Annotated in this window: 14 protein-coding genes; 2 read left to right on the forward strand and 12 right to left on the reverse strand. The window is 52.8% G+C overall.

Features of this window, described 5'->3' with window-relative positions; translation table 11 throughout:
- Positions 1–49: 49 nt before the first annotated feature.
- The 9 genes from glnD to ACZ41M_RS06660 all read right to left on the reverse strand — a co-directional run bounded on the left by glnD (position 50) and on the right by ACZ41M_RS06660 (position 13,401).
- The gene (gene glnD, locus ACZ41M_RS06620) at positions 50–2,692 is read right to left on the reverse strand and encodes a [protein-PII] uridylyltransferase (protein ID WP_464731922.1); all 2,643 of its coding nucleotides are present in this window, start codon (positions 2,690–2,692) and stop codon (positions 50–52) included.
- Between the two features lie 96 nt (positions 2,693–2,788).
- Positions 2,789–3,268 (reverse strand): signal peptidase II, encoded by a 480-nt coding sequence (gene lspA / locus ACZ41M_RS06625; protein WP_464731921.1) that lies wholly within the window; start codon positions 3,266–3,268, stop codon positions 2,789–2,791.
- 58 nt (positions 3,269–3,326) lie between these two features.
- Positions 3,327–6,113: an isoleucine--tRNA ligase gene (gene ileS / locus ACZ41M_RS06630; RefSeq protein ID WP_464731920.1), complete on the reverse strand. Its 2,787-nt coding sequence runs from the start codon at positions 6,111–6,113 to the stop codon at positions 3,327–3,329.
- Between the two features lie 180 nt (positions 6,114–6,293).
- On the reverse strand, positions 6,294–7,214 hold the full coding sequence (locus ACZ41M_RS06635) for a bifunctional riboflavin kinase/FAD synthetase (RefSeq protein WP_464731919.1): 921 nt from the start codon (positions 7,212–7,214) through the stop codon (positions 6,294–6,296).
- A 40-nt stretch (positions 7,215–7,254) separates the two neighbouring features.
- On the reverse strand, positions 7,255–8,919 hold the full coding sequence (locus ACZ41M_RS06640; RefSeq protein WP_464731918.1) for a phosphoethanolamine transferase: 1,665 nt from the start codon (positions 8,917–8,919) through the stop codon (positions 7,255–7,257).
- On the reverse strand, positions 8,916–10,454 hold the full coding sequence (gene lysS, locus ACZ41M_RS06645) for a lysine--tRNA ligase (RefSeq protein ID WP_464731917.1): 1,539 nt from the start codon (positions 10,452–10,454) through the stop codon (positions 8,916–8,918). Before lysS ends, ACZ41M_RS06640 begins: the two co-directional genes overlap by 4 nt.
- A gap of 89 nt (positions 10,455–10,543) precedes the next feature.
- The gene (locus ACZ41M_RS06650) at positions 10,544–10,999 is read right to left on the reverse strand and encodes an Ivy family c-type lysozyme inhibitor (protein ID WP_464731916.1); all 456 of its coding nucleotides are present in this window, start codon (positions 10,997–10,999) and stop codon (positions 10,544–10,546) included.
- Position 11,000: 1 nt separating this feature from the next.
- Positions 11,001–12,105 (reverse strand): peptide chain release factor 2 gene (gene prfB, locus ACZ41M_RS06655; protein WP_464731915.1). Its coding sequence is split into 2 segments (ribosomal slippage): positions 11,001–12,023 and positions 12,025–12,105, totalling 1,104 coding nucleotides; the frame shifts between segments, so codons are not numbered across the junction.
- A 141-nt stretch (positions 12,106–12,246) separates the two neighbouring features.
- Positions 12,247–13,401: a Bcr/CflA family efflux MFS transporter gene (locus ACZ41M_RS06660; RefSeq protein ID WP_464731914.1), complete on the reverse strand. Its 1,155-nt coding sequence runs from the start codon at positions 13,399–13,401 to the stop codon at positions 12,247–12,249.
- 517 nt (positions 13,402–13,918) lie between these two features.
- Here ACZ41M_RS06660 and ACZ41M_RS06665 point away from each other — a divergent pair.
- Both ACZ41M_RS06665 and ACZ41M_RS06670 read left to right on the forward strand, forming a co-directional pair.
- On the forward strand, positions 13,919–14,782 hold the full coding sequence (locus ACZ41M_RS06665; RefSeq protein ID WP_464731913.1) for a DMT family transporter: 864 nt from the start codon (positions 13,919–13,921) through the stop codon (positions 14,780–14,782).
- A gap of 16 nt (positions 14,783–14,798) precedes the next feature.
- The gene (locus ACZ41M_RS06670; protein ID WP_464731912.1) at positions 14,799–15,668 is read left to right on the forward strand and encodes a sulfurtransferase; all 870 of its coding nucleotides are present in this window, start codon (positions 14,799–14,801) and stop codon (positions 15,666–15,668) included.
- 24 nt (positions 15,669–15,692) lie between these two features.
- On the opposite strand, the gene ACZ41M_RS06675 is transcribed toward ACZ41M_RS06670, so the two are convergent.
- The 3 genes from ACZ41M_RS06675 to aroB all read right to left on the reverse strand — a co-directional run bounded on the left by ACZ41M_RS06675 (position 15,693) and on the right by aroB (position 19,914).
- Positions 15,693–16,397: an energy transducer TonB gene (locus tag ACZ41M_RS06675; RefSeq protein ID WP_464731911.1), complete on the reverse strand. Its 705-nt coding sequence runs from the start codon at positions 16,395–16,397 to the stop codon at positions 15,693–15,695.
- 18 nt (positions 16,398–16,415) lie between these two features.
- On the reverse strand, positions 16,416–18,434 hold the full coding sequence (locus ACZ41M_RS06680) for a TonB-dependent copper receptor (RefSeq protein ID WP_464731910.1): 2,019 nt from the start codon (positions 18,432–18,434) through the stop codon (positions 16,416–16,418).
- A gap of 400 nt (positions 18,435–18,834) precedes the next feature.
- Positions 18,835–19,914 (reverse strand): 3-dehydroquinate synthase, encoded by a 1,080-nt coding sequence (gene aroB / locus ACZ41M_RS06685; protein ID WP_464731909.1) that lies wholly within the window; start codon positions 19,912–19,914, stop codon positions 18,835–18,837.
- Positions 19,915–19,916: the final 2 nt, after the last annotated feature.

The following is a 19,916-nucleotide window of genomic DNA, read 5'->3' on the forward strand; positions in this document are numbered from 1 at the left end:
CCTTTTGACTTTAGGAAGCACGGAACAACCCCTACCGTCTGCGCTTCCTTTAAATGGTACACACCGTGACAATTCGATGCTCCAGTTCCGCCGCAAAATTCGGCGCGACCAATTGCGGGCTGTAGACCACAAACACGTCTTCCAATCGCTCGCCCAGCGTCACGATGCGCGCACTGCGCAATTTGATATTCATCTCGTGAAAAATATACGAAATGCTGTACAACACGCCCGGGCGATCGGTCGCCGTGAGTTTGAGGACATACTCGTCATTACCGACCGGCATGAGCGACATGCTTGGCTTGATCGGGAAATTGCGCGAGCGCGAGGTCAGACGACCCAAATTCGGCGCCCGCAATTCGCTGGTTTTTTGCATGCTCTCACTCATCTGCGCATTCAATTCCGCCAAAAAGGCGTCGTCCACCGTCACATGCTCAGGCAAGGTGACTTGAAAGGTATCCAGCGCCATGCCCTGCGCGCTGGTATAAATGGTCGCATCAAAAATCGAGTAGCCGCGCTGCTGAATCACGGCACAAATACGGGCGAACAAGTCCGGTTTGTCCGCGGTATAGACCATCAATTGTACGCTGTTGTCCACGTCGTTCAATACATAATGCTGCGATGCGACCAGCACAGCCTGATCCGATGGTAACGACTGCTGCGATTGCTGCAGCTCCGCCGCCAAAATATGCGCCGTATGCCACGCAATGGTCGCCGCGTCGTGACGAATGAAATATTCGGAGTTGAAATGCCGCCACAGCGCATCAACCCGCACGAGAAACTCTTTACTCGCACGCGGTAAATTCAGCAGCAATGCGCGGCTTTGTTCCTGACGTTGCTTAATGATGGTCGCGCGCGGATGTTGGCTCTTACCCTCCAGCACATGCATGGTTGCACGATACAAATCAGCCAGCAGTTTATCCTTCCACGCATTCCACACCTTCGGACTGGTGCCACGAATGTCGGCCACAGTCAGCAAATACAAGGCACGCAGGCGTTCCGGCGTTTTCACCTTTTTAGCAAAGCGCAGGATAACATCGGGGTCGGACAAATCCTCTTTTTGTGCAAACTGAGACATGGTCAAATGCTCGGCCACCAAAAATTCAACCAAGGCCGTTTGCGACTTATTCAACCCATGCTGTTTGGCAAAGCGAACCACTTCCACCGCACCCAAATCCGAATGATCGCCGCCGCGTCCTTTGGCAATATCGTGGTATAGACCGGCGATGTACATCAACCACGGTTTGCCAAACTCGGCCATCACCTGATTGGCCAATTCGTGCTGATGCAAATGCTCTTGCAAGGTAAAGCGGCGCAGATTGCGCATCACCATCAAAATATGCTGATCCACCGTGTAAATGTGAAACAAATCGTGTTGCATTTGCCCGATGATTTTACGAAACACCGGCAAATAACGCCCCAAAACCCCCATCTGATGCATCAAACGCAAGGTGTGCGTGATGCCGCTCGGTAGTTTCAAAATACGTAAAAAACGCTGTCGGTTTTTCGGATCATGCCGAAACGCCGGTGTAATCAATTCGCGTGATTTGAGCACCGCATCCCACAAGCGCGAGGTGCAACCGGTCAAACCGGAACGCGAGCCGTACACATAAAACACATCGAGCAATAAATGCGGCTTGCGCACAAACACGTCATCGCGCGTGATGTCCAGCTCGTGATTGACCTCGACAAACTCGGGAAAACCCTTGATTTTATGCACTCGGCGCGGCATATCTTGCGGCGCCATGTATTCGTCAAATTTTTGCAAAAATAAACTCATGCGCACCGAATTCACCCGCGCCGCGATGTAATATTTTTGCATCAACAACTCGCTCGCCAATTTACCATCGTCATCACTCAGGCCAAACGCCTGCGCCAATGATGCCTGCAAATCAAATAGCAAACGATTTTCCGCCCGACGCGTGAGGATGTGTAAATGCGCGCGGATCGCCAACAGCAAGGTCTCGCAGCGAACAATCAAACGCGCCTGTTTTTGATTGAGCCAGCCGATGTCGTGCAAATCCGCCCACGACTGCGCCAAATGCGCCGCTTTGGACAACCACAGCATCAGATGCAAATCGCGCAAACCGCCGGGCGATTCTTTACAGTTCGGCTCCAAGCTGAACGGCGTTTCCTCAAAACGTGCGTAACGCGCACGCATTTCCGCGACTTTGTTGCGCCAAAACGCCTGCAAATCAAAGTTCGCAAAAAACTGCTGTGAAAACCGTTGAAACAAACCCTCATCACCCGCCAAAAAGCGCGCTTCCAACACCGCCGTTTCTGACGCCAAATCCTCGTGGCAAAACGCCAAACACTCCGCCACCGTGCGCACACTGTGGCTCGGCGCCAAGCCCATATCCCACAAGGAACCGAGCCATCCCTCCACCGCCGTATTGATTTTTAAACGTTGCGCCTCAGAAAGCAGCGCATCATCCAGCAGCACCAGCAAATCTACATCCGAATTAGGCAGCAAATCCCCACGTCCATAGCCACCGACCGCCGTCAGACACACATAGCGGCGTAAATCCGTTGGCACATGCTCATCGAAATGCGCCTGCCAAGCGGTTTGCACCGTGTGATCGGTCAAGGAAGTCAAGCCGCGAATCAGCCGACGAATCGCGCGGGTCGGAACACTGGCGCAATACTGTTCGATCAACTGCTGACGAGCCAGCGAATAAGCGGAGGAGGTTTTCACAACGCGCTCCTAAAAATAAATGCGAGACTGTTAGTCAAGCCCTCGCCTCTGGGGAGAGATAAGAATAGAGTTTTATCAGCAATCAACCATGACTAATCATGCGGACTTTTTACGACCGAACTCGGTCAACAACACCAAAGCCACACCGATGAAAATCGCCGAGTCGGCCAAATTAAATGCAGGCCAGTGCATCCCCTGCCAATGGAAATCGAGAAAATCCACTACCATGCCAATGCGCAAGCGATCGATCATATTGCCCAGCGCGCCACCGGCGATCATGGCAAAACCCATATTTTGCAAGGTTTTGTCGCGGTTCTGGTAAATCTGTACGATGAAAAACACCGCCGCCGCGATTGCCAAAACGGTAAAAAACCAGCGCTGCCAACCATCGTGATCGGCCAAGAAGCTAAACGCCGCACCCGGATTGTAGGTCAAACCGAGATTAAAAAACGAGGTCACCGGCTCAAACTGATGCACGGCATATTTTGCCTCAACCGCAAATTTCGTGATTTGATCCAACGCAATTACCAAGGCAATCACCGCGTAATAACGCGCCATACCCACTTTTTGTGTCATCGTATTCTCCCAAAAACCATAGGGGCAAACGTTGCCCCTATTTTGTCACTATCGTCAATCAAGCAAACTGTCGCGTCTCACCGCCGCCAAACAGATTGCCCACGCAGCGCGCGCACAGCGTCGGATGTTCGGCATTTTGCCCCACATCGACCGTGACATGCCAGCAGCGTTCGCATTTTTGTCCTTGCGCCAATTCCACTTGCACATTTGGCTCACCTTGCGCCACTTCTGCCGCCGAAGTGATCAAGACGAATTTCAAATCATTGCCCAAATGTTGCAACAGCGCCGCATCCGCCGCCGGTGCGCTGATGTGCACCTTCGCTTGCAACGCCGAGCCAATCTGGTTCGCGCCGCGTGCGTCTTCCAAAGCTTTGTTCACATCATCACGCAAGGCACGAATCCGCGCCCAGTCAGCGAGCAATGTTTCCGCATCTTTCGGGGTCGGAATCGTGTGATACAGCTCGGTGAAAATCGTTTCCTCATCCGAAACACCTGCCAAAATCGGCCATGCTTCCTCAGCGGTGAAACTCAAAATCGGCGCCATCACGCGCAGCAGAGACTGCGTGATGTGCCACAGCGCAGTTTGTGCACTGCGACGCGCCACCGAATCCGGCGCACTGGTGTACAAACGGTCTTTCAAAATATCCAGATAGAAGCCGCCCAAATCTTCGGAGCAGAAAATTTGCATCTTCGCCACCAGCGGGTGAAACTCGTATTTTTCCGCATGCGCGAGCAAATCAGCCTGCCATTGCGCGGTTTTCGCCAGCGCGTAGCGGTCAATTTCGAGCAGCTCATCCACGTTCATCAACTGGGTGTTCGCGTCAAAGTCGGATAAATTCGCCAGCAAAAAGCGCAGAGTATTGCGAATGCGGCGATAGCCTTCAGACACACGTTTTAAAATTTCATCGGAGATCGACAATTCGCCCGAGTAGTCGGTCGCGGCCACCCACAGACGGATGATTTCCGCGCCCATTTTATTGGCCACGGTTTGCGGTGCAACGATGTTGCCGACCGATTTACTCATTTTGCGCCCTTGCCCATCGACCACAAAACCGTGGGTCAACAGCGCATCATACGGCGCACGGCCATCGAGCATCGCGCCGGTCAGCAGCGACGAGTGGAACCAACCGCGGTGCTGATCCGAGCCTTCGAGGTACAAATCCGCCGGCCATTTCAGGCTGGATGCGTGCGAGCCGCGCAGCACATGAAAATGCGTCGTGCCCGAGTCAAACCATACATCCAGTGTGTCTTTGTTCTTCACATAATCGGCCGCGTCGCTGCCCAAAAATTCGTTGATGTCCAGCGTTTGCCACGCTTCAATGCCGTTCGCCTCAACCAGCTGCGCCACGCGCTCCAGCAATTCCGGCGTGTTCGGGTGCAATTGCCCCGTCACTTTATGCAGGAAAAATGGCATCGGCACGCCCCATTGGCGTTGGCGCGACAGTGTCCAGTCCGGACGGTTGGCAATCATGTTGTGCAAACGCGCTTTCCCCCACGATGGGAAAAATTGCGTCGCTTCCACTGCGCGCAAAGCGGTGTCACGCAAGCTCTCGCCGTTCACCGGCTTATCCATCGAGGCGAACCACTGCGTCGTCGCACGGTAGATCAACGGCGTTTTGTGGCGCCAGCAGTGCATGTAGCTGTGCGGGTATTGCACCACTTTCAGCAATGCACCGACCTCTTTTAGTTTCTCAACGATGACCGGATTGGCTTTCCAAATATGCATGCCACCGAAGAACGGCAGATCGTCGGCGTACACGCCGTTCGCCAATACCGGCGTCAAAATATCGTCATTACTCACGCCATGCAAAGTGCAGGAGATAAAGTCATCCACACCATACGCCGGCGCGGAGTGCACAATCCCCGTGCCCGCGTCGGTGGTCACATAGTCGCCCAAATAAATCGGTGACAGGCGATCGTAAAACGGATGATGGAATGCGACGTGATCGAGTTTGTCACCCGTGGTTGTCGCGACAATTTCGCCGGTCAAACCATAGCGTTGCAAGCAGGATTCAACCAAGTCAGTCGCTAAAATCAATTGGCCTTGTTCGGTGTTGACCAAGGCGTACTCCACCTCAGGATGCACGTTGAGCGCTTGGTTCGACGGAATCGTCCACGGCGTCGTTGTCCAGATCACGATGTGGCCTTTTTGCGCCACCGGCACGCCAAATGCCGCGCTCAGTTTATCGTGCTCGGCAAACGGAAAACCCACGTCAATCGCCAAATCGGTTTTGTCTTGGTATTCCACTTCCGCCTCGGCCAGCGCCGATTCGCAGTCAAAACACCAGTTCACCGGTTTCAAACCGCGATAGACGTAGCCTTTGTCCAAAATTTTGCCCAGCGCACGGATTTCGTTCGCTTCGTTGGCAAAATTCATGGTTTTGTACGGATTGTCCCACTCGCCCAATACGCCCAAACGCATAAAGTCCACTTTTTGCGACTCGATCTGCTCAGCAGCGTAAGCGCGGGATTTTTCCTGCACCTCACGCGTGGGCAAACCACGCCCGTGGATGGACTCGATTTTGTTCTCAATCGGCATGCCGTGACAATCCCAGCCCGGTACATACGGTGCATCAAAGCCCGCCATCGTGCGCGATTTGACGATGATGTCCTTGAGAATTTTGTTCACCGCGTGACCGATGTGAATGTCACCGTTCGCATACGGCGGGCCGTCGTGCAGAATGAATTTCGGACGGTTTTGCTCGGCAGCGACTTGACGAATTTTGTCATAGCGTTTTTGCTGATGCCATTGCGCGACCCATTGCGGTTCGCGTTTGGCCAGATCACCACGCATCGGAAACGGCGTGTCCAGTAGATTAACGGGGTAGGAATTCTTTGCGCTCATAGGATGTTGGACTATCAAAACAAGGTGTGCGCAGCGCTGTCTTAGGCAAGTTCATTCCCGCCCAAAAACGCCGCAAAGACGCGTATTTTACCTGATAATCAATGCTTTATCAGTAGGAAATCAGCAGGTTGCGAAATAGAATACGCTATGAGCGTTCAATGAGCACGGGAGAGAGTGCGTTTAGAGCGAATGTTCAGCGAAATAGATACTGCACGCATCAATATCGGCTTCAATCGCGCTGATCAAGTCATCGAAACTATCAAATTTTTCCTCATCGCGAACCTTATGCAGCAGCGACACGCACGCCATCTGCCCATAAACCGACTCGTTAAAATCCAGCAAATGTACCTCGCACCAACATTGACCATTGCTGTCCACGCTGGGTCGCGTACCAATACTTGCCGCACCCTGAACCACCCGATCGGGAAAGCCCGACAAACGCACCGTGACCGCATACACCCCCTGCGTCGCCAACTGCGCCGGCATCTTCAGATTGATGGTCGGAATACCGATCGTGCGTCCCAATTGCTTACCACGAATGACATGCCCCGACAAAGTCAGCGAATGGCCGAGCAATTGAACCGCTTTTTTCAGCTCACCTTTGGCCAACAACGCACGAATGCTTGAGCTGGATACACGCACGTCATCCTGTAACACCGAATGCAGGTTCTGCAATTCGTAGCCGTATTGTCCTTGCAGATTACTCAGCAAGGCAAAATCGCCCTTGCGCTGTGCGCCAAAGCGAAAATCATCACCAACCATCAATAATTGGGTATTCAACCGCTCATTTAACACCGTCTGTACGAACACCTCAGCCGGCATATTCGCCAGTTTTGCATCAAACGGCAAAATCACCACTTGTTCAATACCCAAGCGTTTCAATACCGCCACTTTATCGCGCAACGGCATGATCTGCGTGGGCAAAGGCACACCGCGTAGCTGCGCAAAATACGCCTTCGGATTCGGCGCAAAGGTCACCACCGTTGGCACCAAACCACGCTCTTTGGCCAAGGCAACCAGATTACGCAGTACCGCCGCGTGCCCAAGATGTACACCATCAAAGTTACCGATGGTGAGGGCAGATGGCGGTTTTTGGTGCACAGACCCTCTTAATCTACAAATACTCATATCATTTGAATGTTTAATCATGGCTTAAAATAGGCATAGCAGATTCTGCAGGCGCATAATCGGACGCTAAAACATCGTATCGCGCATCATACCATGCCGATCGAATACCCAATACCCCCTGCACAGCATGATCCAACCAATCGCTACGAAATGCCCGTTCAGCATAAATTTCGGGATAATGGTTAACCCAATGATCATTTACCCAAAGCAGCACAGGAATACTGTAGCCACTTAAGTGTTTTTGCGTATGTCCAGAAAAATTATCGTTATGGCCAACTTCTTGTCCATGATCGGAAAAATACAAAACACTGACCGAACGATCCGCTCGCAAAGCCTGAGTCGTTCGCATGATTTGCGCCAACACATCGGCGCCGCAGTAGATTGCATTATCATACTCATCGCGCGCCGTGAGGATATGCGGTAAACGTTTCTGTTCGATTAATTGTTTCCGTACGCCATCATCCACATCGGAAAAAGGGGAAATCGCTTTGGGGCAACGCTGATGGTAATAAAAATGCTGCCCCATCAAGTGAATGACAATCAATTCTCTGGAGGATTTTTGTCTGCGCAGCCAATCATCTAAAACAGGCAGTAGGCTGTAATCTGTACTGCTGCTATCACGCCAATTACCATGATTGACAAACGATCGAAAATCCATACGACGCGCCAAAACATCAAACCATCCCTCTTGGCTCATTTGATTAGACAGCCACGCTGTAGAAAACCCTGCTTCGCGCGCCATTTGTGTCACAGCGGGCGTATTCAGCCATTCATCAGGATGTTCTCGGGTCGCTGGCGTTAAGCCCTTAGTCAAACTCGGCTGAGTGAATGCATCGCTGGACCACGCCTCACGAAACAATATACTTTGGCCAGGCAACTCACGCAACGTTTGTGACAGGGGTGCTGTCGTATCACGAGTATAGCCATACAGTCCCCAATTTTCACGGTTACCACTCTCGCCAATCACCAATACAACCGTTTTGGGCGAGGTATCCATTACCTGAACCCTCCACTGGTCTTTTTGCGCATCAATCATATGTAATCGCTGATCCATTTGGGCAATTCCTTGCTGCGCTTCCGAGTGATATTTAAGCAAGACCGGCCACCGCGCCACAGGATTTTGACGCAACATGGTCGGATTAAAGCCAACGACGATCAAGAGCAGTGATAACACACCAGCAGTAACCACAGAGTACGAATGAGGTTGATAGTCCCGCTTCAATAATACTAACCAAGCGATTACCAGCACCACAAGCGCAAACACCAAACTGGCAGCAATTGAGCGCCAATGTTCTCGAAAGAACTCAAAACTTTCCTGAGTATTGGTGTTAACCAAGGCCTCAACCAATAGGCTTGGCGTGGGTGCGGAACCAAAAAAATGTCGGATGACGCCTTGCACACCTATATCCACGACAAACATCAGCGTCAGCCACCATAAAAACCATGCAATTTTCTTCGACTGATTGAAAGCACTGAAACCAACCACACCTGCACCACACATCAGCGACCACCATCCAGCCAATTTAGCCGCTGTACGCCAATCCAACAAACCCAAAAACCAAGCAGTACAGCAGAAAAATAGGCCAAACAAAAGGCCTATTAAAAGTTGTGAGCGAACAAGGGGACGCAATGCCACGGAAAAACGGTTAAGCAAAGAGTTTCTCCATAAGGTAGTCACACATCTTCTTTCCGCATATGCGGGAACAGCAGCACATCGCGAATATTCGGGCTATCGGTCAAAAGCATGATCAGACGGTCAATCCCGATCCCACAGCCACCTGTCGGCGGCATGCCGTATTCGAGTGCGCGGATGTAATCGGCATCGTAGAACATCGCTTCGTCATCGCCCGCGTCTTTCGCCGCGACCTGCGCCATAAAGCGTGCGGCTTGATCTTCGGGGTCGTTCAACTCGGAAAAGCCGTTGGCGATTTCGCGGCCGGTCATGAATAACTCAAAGCGTTCGGTGATGCCCGCCACGGTGTCGGATGCGCGCGCCAATGGCGACACTTCCACCGGATAGTCGATGATGAAGGTCGGATGCCACAGCAGGTGCTCGGCGACTTCTTCAAACAGCATCAATTGCAACGCACCCAAACCGGCGTTTTTCACCTGCGGATCGTCCATGGTCACGCCGTGTTTGCGCAATTCGCCACGCAAAAAGTCGGTATCATCAAACGGTGAGCCGATGTATTCCGGCGCGTATTTTTCAATCGCTTGAATGATGGTCAAGCGGTCAAACGGCTTGGATAAATCCAGTTCCTTGCCTTGATACGTCAGATTGGCGCTGCCGGTCGCACGCGCGGCGACCTCACGCAGCAGTTGCTCGGTGTAGTCCATCAGCCAGCGATAGTCGGTATAGGCCGCATAGAATTCCATCATGGTGAATTCGGGATTGTGACGCGGCGAAACACCTTCGTTGCGGAAGTTGCGATTGATTTCAAACACGCGCTCAAAACCACCGACGACCAAGCGTTTCAAATACAACTCGGGCGCAATGCGCAGGAACATTTGCATATCCAGCGCATTGTGGTGCGTGGTGAACGGTTTGGCCGAAGCACCGCCCGGAATCGGGTGCAACATCGGTGTTTCCACCTCCATAAAGCCGTTTTCAACCATAAAATCGCGCACGGCGTTCATCGCTTTGGTACGCTTGATGAAGGTAGCACGCGTTTCCGGCGAGACAATCAGATCAACGTAGCGCTGACGGTATTTCAGCTCTTGATCGGCCAGTCCGTGGAATTTGTCCGGTAATGGACGCAGCGATTTGCTCAACAGGCGCAGTTTCGCGCAGCGTACGGATAATTCGCCGTGTTGGGTTTTGAACAAAGTCCCTTCGGCGGCCACGATGTCGCCCATGTCCCAGTGTTTGAACGCGGCATGGATGTCTTCGCCCACGCCTTTGTCGTTGATGTAAAACTGAATTTGCCCCGTGCCGTCCTGTACCGTGGCGAAGCTGGCTTTGCCCATGACGCGCTTGAGCATCATGCGACCGGCGATAGAAACTTGTACGTTTTGCGCTTCGAGTTCTTCGCGCGTGGTGTTGGCAAACTGCTCTTGCAAAGGTTGCGCGCGGTGTGCCGGTACAAAGTCGTTCGGGAATGCCACGCCCTGCTCGCGCAAAGCGGTTAATTTACTGCGGCGCTCGGCCATAATCGCGTTTTCGTCGCGTTCTTCGATCATGCCTTCGGGCGTATGTGATTGGTGTTCAGTCATTTTGTGCTGTCATTGGGTTAAAAAATGCGTCGCGCTGTATTAACTTGTATCGCTTGTTTCACTTGTAGCACGCACGCGCTCATAAATGATTATTGTGTGTTCAGAAGTGCTTTTTGAGCATCGTTCGGCTTGCCCAGCCAAACGGTTTTCTTGTTTAACTGCGCCAAGCCATAAATTTCACGGGTCGGCGGGTTAAACAATATGATGAGGTGATTGTCACCGCAGTTGTGCATTTTGCAGGTGTTGAGTAACACCCAGTTGGTTCCATCCTGTTGAACCACCCGAGAGGGGGCGGAAGGTCCCGCACCATGTCGCACCCATGCAGGCATGGGCACATTGGAGCGCACGAACAGTTGGCGCACTGAGGCGCGGAATTTTGGATTGCGATTCCAGTCGTGGTAGTAGCTTTGTTCAACTTCGTGCTGCGTCAGCGTGTTGAAATCCGTGATCGGCGCGGCCTGCGCCCATGAGGACGCACCCAAACCGAGTACACTCGCGATCAACATTGCGCTGCCCATGCGTTTAATTGAATGACTGATGCTCATATCAAACCCCCTGTTTCAAGCTCGCTTCGATAAAGGCGTCTAAATCGCCGTCCAATACTTTTTGCGTGGCAGAAATTTCGACGTTGGTACGCAAATCTTTAATGCGGCTGTTGTCCAACACATACGAGCGAATTTGATGTCCCCAGCCCACATCGGACTTGCTCGCCTCGAGTTTGTCCTGCTCGGATTGACGTTTGCGCAGTTCTAACTCATACAAGCGCGATTTCAGCATCGACATCGCTTCGGCACGGTTTTTGTGCTGCGAACGGTCATTTTGACACTGCACCACGGTATTGGTCGGAATATGCGTGATACGCACGGCGGAGTCGGTTTTATTGATGTGCTGACCACCCGCACCGGACGCGCGATAGGTGTCAATGCGCAAATCCGCCGGATTGATTTCCACCTCAATCGAGTCATCCACCTCAGGATAGACGAACACGGAGGCAAACGAGGTGTGGCGGCCGCCAGACGAGTCAAACGGCGATTTACGCACCAGACGATGCACACCGGTCTCGGTACGCAACATACCATAGGCGTATTCGCCATCGATTTTCAAGCTCGCAGATTTAATACCCGCAACGTCACCCGGTGACTCTTCGAGAATCTCGACTTTAAAATCCTTGCGCTCGCAATAGCGCACGTATTGGCGCAGCAACATACTCGCCCAATCGCACGCCTCGGTACCGCCCGCACCGGCCTGAATATCCAAAAAGCACGGCTGTGGATCGAGCGGATTGGAGAACATGCGGCGAAACTCCATTTGCCCCACTTCTTCGTCCAATGCTTCAACATCGACAGACAAGGCCTCCAACGTACCGGTATCATCCTCCATCTGCGCCAGCTCGAACAGCTCTGCTGTGTCTTTTTGATGCGCTTTGAGGCGGTCCAGCTGTACGACCGTGCCCTCCAGCAATTTTTTCTCACGACCCAAATCCTGCGCGCGTTTGGCGTCGTTCCAAACGTTCGGGTCTTCCAGCTCCGCGTTGACTACGACCAGACGGTCTGCTTTTTCAGCGTAGTCAAAGATACCCCCATAGCGCTTCGATGCGCTCTTGAAGTTCGGATAGCTGATTGGATAGGGCGTTTATGCGTTCAATTTCCATAGAAATATACTTTATCAAAATTCAGTTAAGCCCCTGTTTTTTCAGGGAAACGTGCATTATAAAAGTTTGAGCCGGAAATTACCACCCGAATTATCGACTCAAGCCGCGATTGCGTTTATTCACCACAGAATCGCACAGTACTTAAACACCCACGCCCGATAACTTGTTGCGACGCTGCAAAAACCCGTAAACACCGAGCAAGCCAAGCATGGCGCACACGCACACCAAGCCAATGGCCATAGGCGCCGAGATGGCTTGCTGGCTCAAAAAGCCACTCACCAGTGCCGACAGGCTCATTTGCAAGCAGCCCAAAATTGCGGAAGCGCGTCCAGTACCCGCCGCAAACTCATTCATCGCCAAGCTATTGGCCGGTGCCATCACCCCGCCGAACAAAAACGAAATCGCCACCATCGGTATCACGAAAGAAACCACGCCGCCCATCGGCTCCAGCAACAACATCAACACACCGCCAACCAACATCAGCAGCATGGAAACCCGCAAAATCACCGGCGCGGTATATCGTTTAAGCAGCTTGGACACCATAAAAAAGCCCAGACTGATAATGCCCGCATTGGCCGCAAAAAACAGCGAAAACGCCAAAGCCGACCAGCCAAAAGTATGGATGAACAAACCCGGCGCCAAAGTCACATAGGTCAAAATAATCGCCAACGCCCACGCAGAGCAAAAACTGTAAAACACAAAAGCGGTGTTTTTCAAAGGATCAAACAAACCCAAAGGCGCGTCATGCAAACGCGCACGATCCCTTGGCATCCAGCGCCACAGCGCCAGCAGCACCACACTCGCCATCAAGGCCAAGGCCATAAAACTGGCGCGCCAATCCAAATACAGCAGCACCAGCGCACCCATCACCGGCGCCAAGAAAGGGACAACATTCAACATACCACCCAAAAAACTGTACTCGCGCGCCGCCTGATCACCCTCAAAATAATCACGAATCAAGGCCATCGCACAGACCGAGCAGGCACTCGCTCCTATACCCTGCATCACGCGATAGGCAATCAACCCCTCCAGCGTCTGCACGGTAAACAGCAAGAGAGACGCGAGGATAAAAATCAAAACGCCCAATAAGGACACCCGCCGTTTACCGTAGCGATCACCCAAAGGCCCGAACAGCAGTTGCCCCACACCCAAAGGAATCAAATATGCCGCCATCGACAGATTGGCCTGAACCCCAAACGCCGTCACCAAGCTGGGTAAGGCAGGCAAATACCAGTCAATCCCCAAGGGGCTAAACAAAATTAACAATCGCGCGGACAATGCCGCCCATTCACTCATGCTTTTTGGATTCATTATTTTTTAAGTCAAGTTAAAGAAAACTCGGAATAAGTATGTTTTTTAGCTCAAGCATTTATAGGAAGCATACTTGAAAGCATCCGCAATTTTAACATTTTGATTTTGTTCAAATCTTGCCAGAGTTTCCCTGACAAAATTTCCAATATTAAGCACGGAAAAAGTGAAACCCTACTTTTTCCGTAGCTCCTAAAGTACACCGCCATATGATTCAAATCGATATGACGTGCGACAAAAATATTCAGGCCACAGTTTACACGCACCGCCCCAAGGAGGAGCGCAAATACTTGTCTAAACCGTCTGCTCGGCGTGTTAAAATTAGCCGCTTATAAGGGTAAGAACCTACCCTTTTGGCATCAATCAACGCACTCGAAACCGAACGCGCACGGATTGATACACAAAGCGCACCGAATGAGTGTGGCCTCTATCGCCCGCCAATATATAGTAATCTATAGCAATCGCCACTCATGCGCCGCCACCGCCATATCACCAAAGGATTGTAATGCAGTCGCTCTGGATGCTCGCCGCATCATTTTTCTTTTCCCTGATGGGAGTCAGCATCAAATTCGCTTCGGAGCAGCACAATTTGGCTGAAATCGTGCTGGCGCGCGGCATTCCGAGCGTTCTGCTGCTGGCTGGATTTGCACTGTATCGCGGGCGCGAGTTGTTCGGACAGCATTTGCGCGTACACGCCATACGCAATCTCAGCGGCGTCATTTCGATGTGGATGGGTTTTTACGCCATGCTGCATCTGCCTTTGGGCTTGGCGACCACGCTGAACTACACCTCGCCATTGTTCATCGCCGCATTTATGCTGTATATCGGCTATTATTCGGGCATTTTGCGCGAGCAATGGCTGCGTTTCGGCGCGGTGGTTCTGGGTTTTATTGGCGTACTGTTCATTTTTAACCCGTTCACCGAAACTCAGCTCAATCATTTCGCAATTCTGGTCGGTCTGCTGTGTGGCGCATTGGCTGCCGTCGCCTACATGAGCGTGCGCAGCCTCGGTCAACTGGGCGAACCGGAATGGCGCACCGTGATGCTGTTTTCCATGAGCATCACCGCGACCGGTCTCATCGGCATGACGGTTTTGGGCTTCTCGCCCAGCCCGACGTGGCAGTCCGTACTCGCACTGCTGGGCATCGGCAGTTTTGGCATGATTGCACAATTGTGCATGACGCGCGCATTCGGCTCGGGACATCCGGTACTCACCGCCACGCTGCAATACAGCACGATTATATTCTCAACGATCTGGGGCGAAATTTTCTGGCGCGAACACATCAGCCTGTCCGGCTTCATCGGCATGGCGCTGGTGATGATTGCCGGATTGTCCGCCACATTGTATAGTCTCAAACACAAACAATGATCTTTTGGAGAGCATTATGACGGTCTACGACAACCTCATCAACGCACAACAACTGCACAATTTACCCGCTAAAAGCACCTTGATATTGGATGTGCGTCACAGCCTCGCCGATTTTGCGCAGGGCAGACGCTTGTACGCCCAATCACACCTGCCCAACGCGCATTTTATCGATATTGAAACCGATCTATCGGGTGAAAAAACGGGGCAAAATGGCCGCCATCCCTTGCCCGATTTGGATGTCTTGGCCGAAAAACTGCGCCGCCTCGGAATGAATCAGGACACGCAAGTGGTCGCCTACGATGATGCGGGCGGCATGATGGCGGCACGCGCATGGTGGCTGCTGCGTGCGCTCGGCCACACCGCCGTTGCGGTGCTGAATGGCGGCATAGCCGCGTGGGAGCGCGCGGGTTTTGCCTTGACCGATGAGCAACCTGCGCCGAACACCGATGGTAATTTTCAACGCGGCGCTTCACTGATGCGTGTATTGAGTGCGAATGACGTATTGGCTCACCTGGACAGCGCCGAGCAATTACTCATCGATGCGCGCTCACCCGAGCGCTATCGGGGTGAAGTGGAACCAATCGATCCGATCGCCGGGCATATTCCGGGGGCGCTGAATTATTTTTGCGCCGACAATCTGCTCGGGGATTTCACCTTCAAATCAGCGAGCGAACTGCGCACGCAATGGCAGGCATTGTTGGGCGAAGCGATCGACAATCATACCGACCGCGTTGTCCACTACTGCGGCTCCGGCATCACCGCCAGCCACAACCTGCTGTCCATGCACATCGCGGGGCTGGACGTATCGGCCAACGGCGCGGGCTTGTACGCCGGTTCGTGGTCGGAATGGATGGCCAACCCGCAACGCCCACGCGATCCGAGTTGATTTTGAACACCATCGCGGCGCAAATTATCTATTCAACTTGAATACGATAGAAAAACGATAGCGGTAGGCAATCGCTTGTCCGCCGCGTGTCGCCGGTGTAAAGCGATATTGATTCAGCACCGTATCGTGCGCCGCACGATCCAAACGCGCATAGCCACTGCCTTGGACCACATCCACCGCCGACGCGCGGCCATTCGGCTCGACCATAACGGACAGTACGACCTCGCCTTGCTCGCCATTCTCCTTGGAGAACTCGGGATATGCCGGACGGGGATTGTGCAAATGTCCACCAATATGCGTGGGCAAAGTCAGCACTGCATGATTACTCTGCGCACCGCCGCCTATCGTCTCAGACGATTGACTCTGAACGCCATTTCCCACCGCATGACGGGCATTTTGCCCCTGTGCCGATGCACTCCACGGCTCTGATGGTCTCGTGTTTGGCTTGTTTGCCAGTGTGTTTACCTTGAGTCCGTCGTTGGTTTTGACTGACGAAACCGTTTCTGCGGTAGGTTCGCTGGTCGTTGCAGAATGCGCGGTGGATGCAGAAGGTGTAACGGAAGGCTCGGAAACTGCTGCCGTATCATTGTGCTCAGACGGTGAACTGACAACGTGTGCGCTCACCCACTGCGGTGACTGGAAACACCCTTCCCGCAAAGCAATACCAATCGCGCCCAGATGAATGAGCGCGATCAGCAAGAGGATACTGAACCAACGCCGCCCCCTCATGCCCAGCCGGTCAAATCATTAAAATGTCGCATTGAGCTTCAGCCAGAACTGACGACCCGGCTCGTTGATGCGCGTACCGACCTGTCCGGCTGCGGCAACGTCGTAGGCCGTTGCTTTGCTGATATGCTCGCTGTAGGTGCGGTTAAAAATATTATCCACGCCCAGATTCAGGCTGGCGTTCGGACTGATTTTCCAACCCGCGTTAAGCGATACCACGCCGTAACCGGCGCTGGCTGTTTTCAAATCTTGCCCCACGATATTGCCCTGTCCCGGGGCAATGCGGTTTTGCCCTGCCACAGCACGCAGCAACAAGGCAGCGGAGAATTTACCATCATCGTAGCCAATCGAGGTTTTCGACTCCAGCGGCGGGGTTTGTGCCAACGGCAGGTTGTCCGTGGTGTTTTTGCCTCGGGTATAGGCCAAACTTTGGCCGATTTTCCAATTCGGCGCAAAGTGCCACGTCAGCTCGGCTTCACCGCCCCAGCGTGCGGCGTCCACATTGCGCGCCTGTGGTGTGCTGTTGCTATCGACCAAGATGAAGTCATTCACACGGCTGCCAAACACGGACAGGCTCGCAGACAGGTTGTCTACCGCGTAAATCACGCCCGCATCCAATTGTTTGTTCGATTCTTTGTTGAGTTTAAAACTGCGGTTGCGCTCCCAAAAATCCGGCGCGCGCTCGCCCACACCCACGCCGGCGTAGGATGTCCACGCACCATCGCGACGCTCAAAACGCACAAAGCCTGAATGGAGTCGGTAGGTTTGATCTTCCCACGGCGTGCCTTGAACCGCAGCGTAGTTGGCGTATTTTTCTTGATACTGCGCTTGGGTTCTGTCGTGACGATAGCCCGCAACCAATCGGTTTTTCTCATCCATCAGCCAAGTGCCTTCGGCATAAACCCCCAGATTGCGGAACTGTTGATCGTTCTGGCGCGGATTCAGGGTGTAGCTTTTCATGCTGTTGCCATTGCGCAGCGTGTGCTGATCATCCATCCAATCCAAGCCCACTTTGGCCTGCACCTTTTCAAAGCCTAAATCGGCTTGTAAACGAGCGGTATCGGTGGTGCGGTCAGGGTTGTTCTCCATTTTCATGCCGGCATTGGGGCGCAAGCTGTAATTGTCCATCACATGATCCACATAGCTGTGGCCGTATTGCGCTTTCAACTCGCTCAACCACGGCGTCAAATCGCGGCGTGCAACGCTGATATTCCACGCATCGCGGTCAAATTGAATCCCGTCCATCGCGCGGTCGGCGTAGGCCGCGTGTCCGCGACTGCGATCATAGCTTGCCTCGATGGTGGTTTTCTCATCCGGCGTGATGCCGACTTGTAGATTTTGGCTGTTGCGTTTATAGGCCGAGTGAATTTCCTTGCCATTACCATCGCTGTAATTTTCCGCGCGGTTATCCACCCAATTCAGACGCACGTAGCCGTATTTCCAGCCCGCGGTCAAACCCGCATAAGCATCAAAGCGCTCCGCGCTACCCGCCGTCAAACTGCCATCGAACTTTAACGTAGCTTGGTCAAAGCGCGGCGTCTGGCGCACAAACTGCACCGAGCCTGCGACCAAACCCGGGCCTTGCGTCACCGACTGCGGGCCTTTGGTGATAATTACTTCATCATAATTTTCAGGATAAATATACGCTGTCGGCGGATCCATACGCCCGCCACAGCCGCCAAATAGGTGATGATCATCCGCCGTAATCGCCAAACGCGAGCCACCCAAGCCACGGAACAGCGGATCGCCGTCAATCCCGCCTTTGCGAATCACCGTCATATTCGGTACGGTTTTGAGCAAAAACGCACCATCGGGCGCGGGAATCGGCTGGATCGGTGCTTTCGGGTTGATTTTCGCCACATTCGGTTTGAGCGTCGGCGTGGAAGTCACCACAACATCGTCCAACACCGCTTCGCCAACCGAAGTTTGGCTCGCGCCCTCTTGGGCATAAGCGGTTAAAGCGAACACGCTCAGCAAAATAGCGGTCATCGGTTTGAGCAAAAATACGGTTTTAGCCCCGCGGGGTGTCGCGCGCAACATAAGCATCCTTTTTGAAGAAAATGAGTGTTTCAAAAGCAAAATTGTGGGCTTATTGTAGAAGCGCGATTCGGGTGGGTAAATCAAAAACCACTCGGTCATGTCATATTCTCACGCCACCTGAGAAAGACCGATAAAAACAATTCTCATTCCGAATATTTTTTAGGGTTTTTGGTTTGGGTTTGTGTGGGCTAAAAATTAGTGGCTTTATTGAAAAGCTTATAAAACATGAGCTTTCAAACTGTTGCAACGGCACAACGCAATACACCACCAAAGAAAAAACCATTTTATTTTTATGGTCTTTTGGTCACAAATTTTGCGCAATCTTCGCTCCAACAGCATCAAAAAAACCTGCGCTCGTTGCCGAAATCGCAGGTTTTTTGATTGGAGATTTTCTGATGAGTTAGGCTGCGCAAACCGCTAAGGTCTGGCGCAAGATCGCTTCATCCGCCGTTTGTACTTTGGCCTTGCCGATGCCGTCCAACAAGACGAATTGAATCTGCCCCGCTGAACTTTTCTTGTCCAGACGCATCATCTCGATCATGGCGTCCACGCCCAAACGCGGCGGCTGTATCGGCAATCCGGCGGCTTCGGTCAAAGCGCCAATCCGCGCCAATTCATCGGCGCTCAGTTGCCCCAAACGATGCGACAAATCCGCCGCCAAAATCATGCCCGCGCCGACCGCTTCGCCATGCAGCCAGTTGCCATAACCCATACCCGCCTCAATCGCGTGACCAAAGGTATGACCAAAATTCAAAATCGCGCGCAAGCCCGATTCGCGCTCGTCCTGCGCCACGACCTCGGCCTTGATTTCGCACGAGCGCACAATCGCATGGGTTAATGCCGCCGCATCGCGCGCGCGCAACGCAGCCATGTTTTGTTCCAGCCATGTGAAATACTCGGCATCGTAAATCGTGCCGTGTTTGATGATTTCGGCCAAACCGGCGGACAATTCGCGCTCGGGTAAGGTGTTGAGCGTGTCAATATCAGCCAGTACCAACTGCGGCTGGTAAAACGCGCCGATCATGTTTTTGCCTAACGGGTGGTTGATGCCGGTTTTACCACCGACCGATGAATCCACTTGTGAAAGCAAGGTCGTCGGCGCTTGAATGAACGGTACACCGCGCATATAGCTGGCCGCCGCAAATCCGGCCATATCTCCGACCACACCGCCGCCGAGCGCAATAATCGTGGTTTTGCGGTCGCACTGCTGTGACAGCAGCGCGTCGAAAATGCTGTTCAGCGTTTCCAGATTTTTATACGCTTCGCCGTCGGGCAATTCGTGCACATACACGGTTTTACCCAAATCGCGCACGAGCTGCGCCATGCGCTCAGCGTACAGCGGCGCAACCGTGGTGTTGCTCACAATCAACACGGTTTTACCTTTGATCGCCTGTTGCAAAGCCTGTGCGTTGCATAAGGCATTCGATTCGATGATGATCGGGTAGGCGCGCTCGCCCAGTTCAACGGTAATGGTGCTCATAG

The sequence above is a fragment of the Puribacter membranae genome (genome assembly GCF_055380425.1).

Coding starts and splice junctions, on each gene's coding strand:
- lspA (WP_464731921.1), bottom strand. CDS start 3,268: ATGACACAAAAAGTGGGTATGGCGCGTTATTACGCGGTGATTGCCTTG.
- ileS (WP_464731920.1), bottom strand. CDS start 6,113: ATGAGCGCAAAGAATTCCTACCCCGTTAATCTACTGGACACGCCGTTT.
- lysS (WP_464731917.1), bottom strand. CDS start 10,454: ATGACTGAACACCAATCACATACGCCCGAAGGCATGATCGAAGAACGC.
- ACZ41M_RS06650 (WP_464731916.1), bottom strand. CDS start 10,999: ATGAGCATCAGTCATTCAATTAAACGCATGGGCAGCGCAATGTTGATC.
- ACZ41M_RS06660 (WP_464731914.1), bottom strand. CDS start 13,401: ATGAGTGAATGGGCGGCATTGTCCGCGCGATTGTTAATTTTGTTTAGC.
- ACZ41M_RS06665 (WP_464731913.1), top strand. CDS start 13,919: ATGCAGTCGCTCTGGATGCTCGCCGCATCATTTTTCTTTTCCCTGATG.
- ACZ41M_RS06670 (WP_464731912.1), top strand. CDS start 14,799: ATGACGGTCTACGACAACCTCATCAACGCACAACAACTGCACAATTTA.
- ACZ41M_RS06675 (WP_464731911.1), bottom strand. CDS start 16,397: ATGAGGGGGCGGCGTTGGTTCAGTATCCTCTTGCTGATCGCGCTCATT.
- ACZ41M_RS06680 (WP_464731910.1), bottom strand. CDS start 18,434: ATGTTGCGCGCGACACCCCGCGGGGCTAAAACCGTATTTTTGCTCAAA.
- aroB (WP_464731909.1), bottom strand. CDS start 19,914: ATGAGCACCATTACCGTTGAACTGGGCGAGCGCGCCTACCCGATCATC.